The organism is Micromonospora sicca, assembly GCF_003172935.1.
In the GTDB taxonomy this organism is placed as follows: domain Bacteria; phylum Actinomycetota; class Actinomycetes; order Mycobacteriales; family Micromonosporaceae; genus Micromonospora; species Micromonospora sicca.
Map to the genome: position 1 here is coordinate 1 of NZ_QGKS01000399.1, position 7,745 is coordinate 7,745.

Here is a 7,745-nt window from a genome sequence, read left to right on the forward strand (position 1 = left end):
CGCCATCCGCTGCCCCGCCCGCACCCCCCCGCCGCGCGCCGTGCCCGGCCGCCCAACCGTGGGCGGCCGGGCATTTCGCGCTGCCGACCACCACGCCATCGCCCAGGTGAGCAGCCCGTCGGCGACGGCCCGACTGCCGCGGGACGGCAGGAACGACAGCCGTCGGGGCACGCGCGGGGCCGAAGGCATCCGGACAGCATGGCGTGAGCGGACGGTCACCCGCTGCCCCTGCCGTCGACTCCGGACGGTCAGTGGGAAAAGCGGACCCCCGCCCTTGGCGGATCCGCCCGTCCGTCGTACGGTAGGCCGCAAGTAACCCACGGGAGCCCGGTGCACCGGGCTGAGAGGGGGGCTGAAGCCCCCGACCGTCGAACCTGATCCGGGTAATGCCGGCGCAGGGAGGAGTGTTGCCGTGCCGTCTGTGGGACGACTGCATCTGATCACCGACACCCGGCCGGGGCGGGACCCGCTCACCGTGCTGCGGGCCGCCCTGCCGGTTGCCCGCGCCGAGCTGGTCGTCCAGGTCCGCGTCGAGGACGACGCCACCGACCGCCAGGCGTACGAGCTGGCCCGCCGGGTGGTCGCGCTCTGCCGGCCGTACGGGGCGACGTGCCTGGTCAACGACCGGCTGCACGTGGCGCTCGCGGTCGACGCCGCGGGCGGGCACGTCGGCGCGGACGACCTGCCGGTGCGGGCGGCCCGTCGGGTGCTCGGCTCCGCCGCGGTGCTCGGGGTGACCGCCCGGGAGCCGGGGAGCGCCGCCGAGGCGGTCGCCGCCGGGGCCAGCTACCTGGGCGTGGGCCCCTGCCACGCCACCACTACGAAGACCGGGCTGCCCGCGCCGATCGGCCCGGCCGGGGTGCGCGCGGTCGCCGCGGCGGTGGACGTTCCGGTGATCGCCATCGGCGGGGTGACCGCCGCGAGCGTGCCGGCGCTGCGGGCCGCCGGGGCGTACGGGGTGGCGGTGGTCGGAGCGCTCTCCGGGGCCGCGGATCCGGCCCGGGCCACCGCCGAGTTGCTCGGGGCGCTGACGTGCTGACCCGACCGGACGTCGCCGTGGTGGGGGCGGGACCGGTCGGGCTGGCGATCGCCTGGCGCTGCGCGTCGCGGGGGCTGCGGGTGGTCGTGCACGATCCGGCCCCGGGTTCCGGGGCGTCGCACGTTGCGGCCGGGATGCTCGCGCCGGTCGCCGAGGCGTACTTCGGGGAGCGCGAGCTGACCGGGCTGCTCGCCGAGTCCGCCGCCCGCTGGCCGGGCTTCGCCGCCGAGCTGACCGACGCCGCCGGCACCGGATTCGGGTACCGCACGGAGGGCACGCTGGTGGTCGGGTTGACCGGCGACGACCTGGCCGAGGCGCGCCGGCTGTGGTCGTACCAGCAGGGGTTGGGGCTGCCGATCACGCCGCTGCGCCCGTCGGAGCTGCGGGAGCGCGAACCGGCGCTGGCGCCGCGGGTGCGCGGCGGCGCGGTCGCCACCGGCGACCACCAGGTCGACCCGCGGCGGCTGGTCGCCGCGTTGCGGGCGGCGGCCGAGCAGGCCGGGGCGACGCTGGTGCTGGGCCGGGTCGACCGGCTGTCCGACGTGGACGCGGGCGTCACCGTGGTGGCGGCCGGCTGCGGGGCGGCGGCGCTCACCGGGCTGCCGGTCCGGCCGGTGAAGGGGCAGGTGCTTCGGCTCCGCGCGCCCGGTCGCGGCACGCCGGGCTTCCGGCACGTGATCCGGGGGTACGCGGACGGCGAGTCGGTCTACCTGGTGCCCCGGGACACCGGCGAGGTGGTGGTCGGGGCGACCGTCGAGGAGCGTGCCGACACCGAGGTGACCGCCGGCGCGGTGCTGCGGCTGCTCCGCGCCGCCGTCGACCTGCTGCCCGAGCTGACCGAGTACGACCTGGTCGAGGCGTCCGCCGGGCTGCGGCCCGGTACGCCGGACAACGCGCCGGTCATCGGGCGGCTGCCCGGCCGGCCCGGCGTGCTCGCCGCCACCGGGCACCACCGGCACGGCATCGTGCTCACCCCGGTCACCGCCGACCTGGTCACCGAGCTGATCGTCACCGGCGAGGCGGACCCGCTGCTGGCGCCCTGCACACCCGACCGGTTCACCGCCGAGGAGGAGACGTGGAACTGATCATGAACGGCGCCGGGCGCGACCTGCCCGGCGGGTCGACCGTGGCGGACCTGGTCCGCGCGGTCACCGACCAGCAGCGCGGGCTCGCGGTGGCGGTCAACGGCGAGGTGGTGCCGCGCGGCGGCTGGCCGGCGACGGTGCTGCGGGACGGCGACCGGGTCGAGGTGCTCAGCGCCGCCCAGGGCGGGTGAGCGCGGTGACCTTCACGATCGGCGGCGCGACGTTCGGCTCGCGGCTCATCCTGGGCACCGGCGGCGCGGCCAACCTGCACGTGCTGGAGCAGGCGATCCGCGCCTCCGGCACCGAACTGGTCACCCTGGCGCTGCGCCGCGTCGACACCGCCCCCGGCGGCGCCGGCGGGCTGCTCGACCTGCTCGACCGGTGCGCGGTGAAGCTGCTGCCGAACACCGCCGGCTGCCACACCGCCACCGAGGCGGTGAAGGTGGCCCACCTGGCCCGGGAGGCGTTCGACACCGACTGGGTGAAGCTGGAGGTGATCGGTGACGAGCGCACGCTGCTGCCCGACGGGGTGGAACTGCTGCGCGCCGCCGAGGAGCTGGTCGCCGACGGGTTCACCGTGCTGCCGTACACCTCGGACGATCCGATCCTGGCCCGCCGGCTCGCCGACGTGGGCTGCGCGGCGGTGATGCCGGCCGGCGCGCCGATCGGCTCCGGGCTGGGCGTCACGAACCCGCACCACATCCGGCTGATCCGGCAGGGCGTGGCCGTGCCGGTGATCCTGGACGCCGGCATCGGCACCGCCTCCGACGCGGCGCTCGCCATGGAGTTGGGCTGCGACGCGGTGCTGCTGGCCAGCGCGGTCACCCGGGCCGCCGACCCGGTGGCGATGGCCACCGCCATGCGGTACGCCGTGGAGGCCGGCCGCCTCGCCCACGCCGCCGGCCGCATCCCGCGCCGCTTCCACGCCCTCCCGTCCACCCCCGACGAGGGAAGGCCGGACCTGTGACCGGCAGCTCGGGCGCGGTCACCGTGGAGCGCGGTACGCGGCGGCCGCCAGAGGCGCCGGCTGCTTCCGCGGTGTCGGGGGTGGTGGTGCTGACGGACCGGCGGGTGGCGCGGCGGCCGCTCGTGGCGGTGGTCGCGGCGGCGGTGGCCGGGGGAGTGCGCCGGGTGGTGCTGCGGGAGAAGGACCTTCCGCGCGCCGAACGGGCCGCCCTCGCCGTCGAACTCCGCGCGCTGCTCGCCGAGGCCGGCGGCACGCTGATCGTCGCCGGCCCCGACCCCCTCGGCGGCGACGCCGTCCACCTGCCCGCCGCGGGCCCCTACCCGCCGCCGAACTGTGGGCTCGTCGGCCGCTCCTGTCACGACCAGGCGGAACTGCGCCGACTCACCACAGAGGACTACGCCACCCTCTCACCCGTCTTCCCTACCAGAACGAAACCCGGCCACGGCCCACCCCTGCATCCCGAGGGACTCCGCGAGCTGATCGAGGTCAGCCCGGTGCCGGTCCTCGCGTTGGGGGGAGTCGAGACGCCGGACCAGGTGCGCGCCTGCATCGGCGCGGGAGCAGTGGGCGTGGCGGTGCTCGGCGCGATCATGCGCGCCGAAGACCCGACCGCGGCAGCCACCACGCTGACCTCGGCTTTCAAGGCGGTGCGGCAGCCCTCAGGCGCAACCACCGGAGACCAGAAGTGACCCCCACGACAGTGCTCACCATCGCCGGCTCCGACTCCGGCGGCGGCGCCGGGATCCAGGCCGACCTCAAGGTCTTCGCCGCCCTGGGCGCGTACGGCACCAGCGTCATCACCGCCGTCACCGCGCAGAACACCCGGGGAGTGGACGCCGTCCTGCCGCTGCCACCCCGCACGGTCATCGACCAGCTCGACAGCGTGCTCGGCGACTTCGACGTACGGGCGGTGAAGACCGGCATGCTCGGCACCCCGGCGGTCGCCGAGGTGGTGGCCGACGCGGCGCGGTCCGGGCGGCTGCCCCGCCTGGTCGTCGACCCGGTGCTGGTCGCCACCAGTGGGCACCGGCTCGGCGTGGTGGAGGCGGTCGAGCGGCTGCTGCCGTACGCGGAGGTGGCGACGCCGAACTGCGCGGAGGCCGCAGCCCTCACCGGACGCCCGGTGACCACGGTCGAGGAGATGGTCGCCGCCGCCGAGGCGCTCGCGGCCGGCGGCCCGGCGCACGTGGTGGTGACCGGCGGCGACGTGGACGCGGCCGGCGAGTCGGTCGACGTGCTGGTCGGCGGCGGGGTGACCACGCTGCTGCGGGCGCCGCGGGTGGCCACCCGGCACAATCACGGTACGGGCTGTTCGTTCTCGGCGGCGGTCGCCGTCCGGCTGGCGGCGGGCGACCCGGTGCCGGTCGCGGTCGCCGCCGCCAAGGAGTACGTCACCCGCGCGCTGACCGGCGGGCGGGGTTGGGAACTGGGCGCGGGACGCGGCCCGCTGGACCACTTCGGCTGGTCCCGTTGACCATCAGGGAGGCTGTCATGCAGGCACGTCGCAAGGTCTACGTCGAGGGGGCACGGCCGGACGTCCGGGTGCCGTTCGCCGAGGTGGAGCTGACCGGGGACAACCCGCCGCTGCGGCTGTACGACACGTCCGGGCCGGGCTCCGACCCGGAGGTGGGGTTGCCTCCGCTGCGCGGCCCGTGGATCGCCGAGCGCGGCGACGTGGCCCCGGTACGCGGTGCGGGAACGCCGCTGGCCGGCGCGGACGGGAAGCGGCCGACGCAGCTCGCCTACGCGCGGGCCGGGATCGTGACGCCGGAGATGGAGTTCGTGGCGATCCGGGAGGGCGTCGCGCCGGAGTTCGTCCGGGAGGAGATCGCCGCCGGCCGGGCGGTGCTGCCGTTGAACGTCAACCACCCGGAGTGCGAGCCGGCGATCATCGGCAAGGCGTTCCTGGTCAAGGTGAACGCGAACATCGGCACCTCGGCGGTCACCTCCTCGGTCGCGGAGGAGGTGGAGAAGCTGACCTGGGCGACCCGGTGGGGCGCCGACACCGTGATGGACCTGTCGACGGGCAAGCGGATCCACGAGACCCGCGAGGCGATCGTGCGCAACTCGCCGGTGCCGATCGGCACCGTGCCGATCTACCAGGCCCTGGAGAAGGTCGGCGGCGACCCGGTGAAGCTGAGCTGGGAGGTGTTCCGGGAGACCGTGATCGAGCAGGCCGAGCAGGGCGTCGACTACATGACGGTGCACGCCGGGGTGCTGCTGCCGTACGTGCCGCTCGCGGTGGACCGGGTCACCGGGATCGTGTCCCGGGGTGGCTCGATCATGGCGGCCTGGTGCCTGGCGCACCACGAGGAGAACTTCCTCTACACCCACTTCCGGGAGCTGTGCGCGCTGCTGGCGGAGTACGACGTGACCTTCTCGCTCGGCGACGGGCTGCGCCCGGGCTCGATCGCCGACGCCAACGACGAGGCGCAGTTCGCCGAGCTGCGCACCCTCGGCGAGCTGACCAGGGTCGCCTGGGAGTACGACGTGCAGGTGATGATCGAGGGTCCGGGGCACGTGCCGATGCACAAGATCAAGGAGAACGTGGACCTCCAGCAGGAGTGGTGCCACGAGGCCCCGTTCTACACCCTCGGCCCGCTGACCACCGACATCGCGCCCGCGTACGACCACATCACATCGGCGATCGGCGCCGCGATGATCGGCATGTTCGGCACCGCGATGCTCTGCTACGTCACCCCGAAGGAGCACCTGGGGCTGCCGGACCGGGACGACGTGAAGGCGGGCGTGATCGCGTACAAGATCGCGGCGCACGCGGCCGACCTGGCCAAGGGCCACCCGGGCGCACAGGCCTGGGACGACGCGCTGTCGAAGGCCCGGTTCGAGTTCCGCTGGTCCGACCAGTTCAACCTCTCGCTGGACCCGGAGACCGCCCGGTCGTACCACGACGCGACGCTCCCCGCGGAACCGGCGAAGACCGCGCACTTCTGCTCGATGTGCGGGCCGAAGTTCTGCTCCATGAAGATCACCCAGGAGCTGAAGGACTACGCCGCCCGGGGCATGCGGGACAAGTCGGCGGAGTTCCTGTCCTCCGGCGGTCGGGTCTACCTGCCGCTCGCCTGAGGTCACGCCGGCCGGGCCGTCCGGTGCGGTCGGCCCGACCGGCGTGCCGGTCAGTCCCGGTGGTGCCGGCCGGTACGCAGCGAACCGGGGTCGCTGTCCGGGGCGGGCCGACCCAGCCCGCTGACCCAGTCGAGGTACTCCTCGTCCTGCGCGGGCACCGGCTCCGGCTCGCGGCTGTTCCGGTTCGGCGTGCTCTCCTCGCCGCCCTTCGCCCGGTTCCGGCGGAACAGGCCAAGGCGGGGCCGGGACTTCCCGGCGTCGAACTCCTCGTCTCCGTCGGTCGCGGCCGGCGACCGGTCGTCCGTCTCCCGCTCCGGCTCGTCGGCCGGTGCGGGGACGGGCGAACCGGCCGGGTCGACCGGGTTCGGCCCGGCCGCGCGTCGCGCGTTCGCCAGGGCGTCCCAGTTCGCCGCCCGGCCGAAGTCGGGCAGCGCGCGGTGCCGGGGACGCGGCGCCGGCTCGGCCGGGGTGCCGCCGTCGTCGTCGGCGGTGGCGTCCGGCGTGGACCCGGTCGGGGCGGCGGGCTGTCGCGGGGTGGTCGGCCAGGCCGGTGCGGGCGCGATCGGCCAGGCCGGCCGGACGTCACTACGCCGGTCCGCGGCGTCGTCGAAGATCGGACCGCGGGGGCGCGGCGACCAGCCCTGCCCAGCCTCCGCCGGGGCGTCGTCGGGCGCCGCCGACGACAGGTACGCCGGGCCGGTGGCCGGTGGAGCGGGCAGGGTCGCGCCGGTGTCCGTCGCGGACTCCGGCGAGCCGCCGGCGCCGGGCGAGTCGGCGGTTACGGCCCGGTCCGCGGCGGCGGCCTCATCGGTGCCGGTGGGCCGGTCGGGGGTACGCGCCTGCCCGGTGGCGGTGGACCGGTCGCCGGTACGGGATCGTCCGGTGGCGGCATCGGCGGTCGGCGACTGTCCGGTCGCGGTGGCCGAGGGGAGGTCGCTCGGTGTCGAGGAGGAGAAGGCCGTCGGCAGGTCGGTGCCGGCGACGGAGGGCGCCACGTCGGCCGGCCGGTCGGCCAACGGTGTGGGGCGGGTGCGGCCCGGTGCGCCGTTCGATGTCGGGCGCCCGGTCTCCGGTGCGGCGTCGGCCGAGGTCGGCGTCGGGGCGGTGGTCGTCAGCCCGGCCGCCCCGCTGGCGGCCGACCGCGGCTTGCGGGCCCGCTTCGGCCGGCTCGTCGACGACGCCGCAGAGGCCGACCGGGACCCGGCGGACGAGCCGGACCGGGACCGTCGGCCGTCGGCGGCCGTACCGGGCGACCGGGCCGGGGCCACCCCGTCCGGCATCTCGGCTTCCGGTCCGGGCGCGGCGGTCTCCGGCATGCGTGCCGGCGCCTCGACATCGGGCGTGGCCGCGCTGTCCGTGGGCGTGCCGGCCGACAGCGGGACCCCCGGGTCACGAGTCTCGACGTCGGCCGCGGGCATCGCCGTCCCGGCCGACTGCGCGGTCCTCGCCGTGCCGGCCGAGGGAGCGGATGCCGCTGTCTCGACCGAGGAATCGGCGGTCGCCGTTCCTGGCCTGGGTGCCGTGACCTGGGTCGAGGGGCGGGGGGTCGCCGTCTCGAGCGGCGCTACCT

The 7,745-nt window shown here is 76.1% G+C and carries 9 protein-coding genes, 1 pseudogene and 1 riboswitch; of the genes and pseudogenes, 8 read left to right on the top strand and 2 right to left on the bottom strand.

Features of this window, described 5'->3' with window-relative positions; genetic code table 11:
• Positions 1–189: hypothetical protein (locus DKT69_RS40285; RefSeq protein ID WP_236648465.1), on the bottom strand; the 189-nt coding region annotated here is incomplete at its 3' end.
• 120 nt (positions 190–309) lie between these two features.
• Positions 310–418, top strand: a riboswitch (TPP riboswitch).
• On the opposite strand from DKT69_RS40285, the gene thiE reads away from it, so the two are divergent.
• The 7 genes from thiE to thiC all read left to right on the top strand — a co-directional run bounded on the left by thiE (position 413) and on the right by thiC (position 6,175).
• Positions 413–1,039, top strand: a complete 627-nt coding sequence (gene thiE / locus DKT69_RS31110; RefSeq protein WP_109805001.1) for a thiamine phosphate synthase — start codon at positions 413–415, stop codon at positions 1,037–1,039. (Overlaps the previous riboswitch by 6 nt.)
• Positions 1,033–2,124, top strand: a complete 1,092-nt coding sequence (thiO, locus tag DKT69_RS31115) for a glycine oxidase ThiO (RefSeq protein WP_109805002.1) — start codon at positions 1,033–1,035, stop codon at positions 2,122–2,124. Before thiE ends, thiO begins: the two co-directional genes overlap by 7 nt.
• Positions 2,115–2,315 carry a sulfur carrier protein ThiS gene (gene thiS, locus DKT69_RS31120; protein ID WP_109805003.1) on the top strand — a complete coding sequence of 67 codons (201 nt, stop codon included), beginning with the start codon at positions 2,115–2,117 and terminating at the stop codon, positions 2,313–2,315. The genes thiO and thiS overlap by 10 nt, the downstream gene beginning before the upstream one ends.
• Positions 2,312–3,091, top strand: coding sequence for a thiazole synthase (locus DKT69_RS31125; protein WP_109805004.1), 780 nt, complete (start codon positions 2,312–2,314; stop codon positions 3,089–3,091). The genes thiS and DKT69_RS31125 overlap by 4 nt, the downstream gene beginning before the upstream one ends.
• 71 nt (positions 3,092–3,162) lie before the next feature.
• Positions 3,163–3,780, top strand: coding sequence for a thiamine phosphate synthase (locus DKT69_RS31130; protein WP_109805008.1), 618 nt, complete (start codon positions 3,163–3,165; stop codon positions 3,778–3,780).
• Positions 3,777–4,565, top strand: a complete 789-nt coding sequence (gene thiD, locus DKT69_RS31135; protein WP_109805005.1) for a bifunctional hydroxymethylpyrimidine kinase/phosphomethylpyrimidine kinase — start codon at positions 3,777–3,779, stop codon at positions 4,563–4,565. The genes DKT69_RS31130 and thiD overlap by 4 nt, the downstream gene beginning before the upstream one ends.
• Before the next feature lie 17 nt (positions 4,566–4,582).
• Positions 4,583–6,175, top strand: a complete 1,593-nt coding sequence (thiC, locus tag DKT69_RS31140) for a phosphomethylpyrimidine synthase ThiC (RefSeq protein WP_109805006.1) — start codon at positions 4,583–4,585, stop codon at positions 6,173–6,175.
• A gap of 50 nt (positions 6,176–6,225) precedes the next feature.
• Here thiC and DKT69_RS31145 read toward each other — a convergent pair whose 3' ends face one another.
• The gene (locus DKT69_RS31145; protein ID WP_109805007.1) at positions 6,226–7,191 is read right to left on the bottom strand and encodes a hypothetical protein; all 966 of its coding nucleotides are present in this window, start codon (positions 7,189–7,191) and stop codon (positions 6,226–6,228) included.
• Between the two features lie 13 nt (positions 7,192–7,204).
• Between DKT69_RS31145 and DKT69_RS31150 the strand changes: the two are divergent.
• Positions 7,205–7,745 (top strand): annotated as a pseudogene (locus DKT69_RS31150) (hypothetical protein); the annotation flags it as partial.

Excerpts from the sequence above, each read along its gene's own strand:
- thiC (WP_109805006.1), top strand. The coding sequence starts at position 4,583 with ATGCAGGCACGTCGCAAGGTCTACGTCGAGGGGGCACGGCCGGACGTC.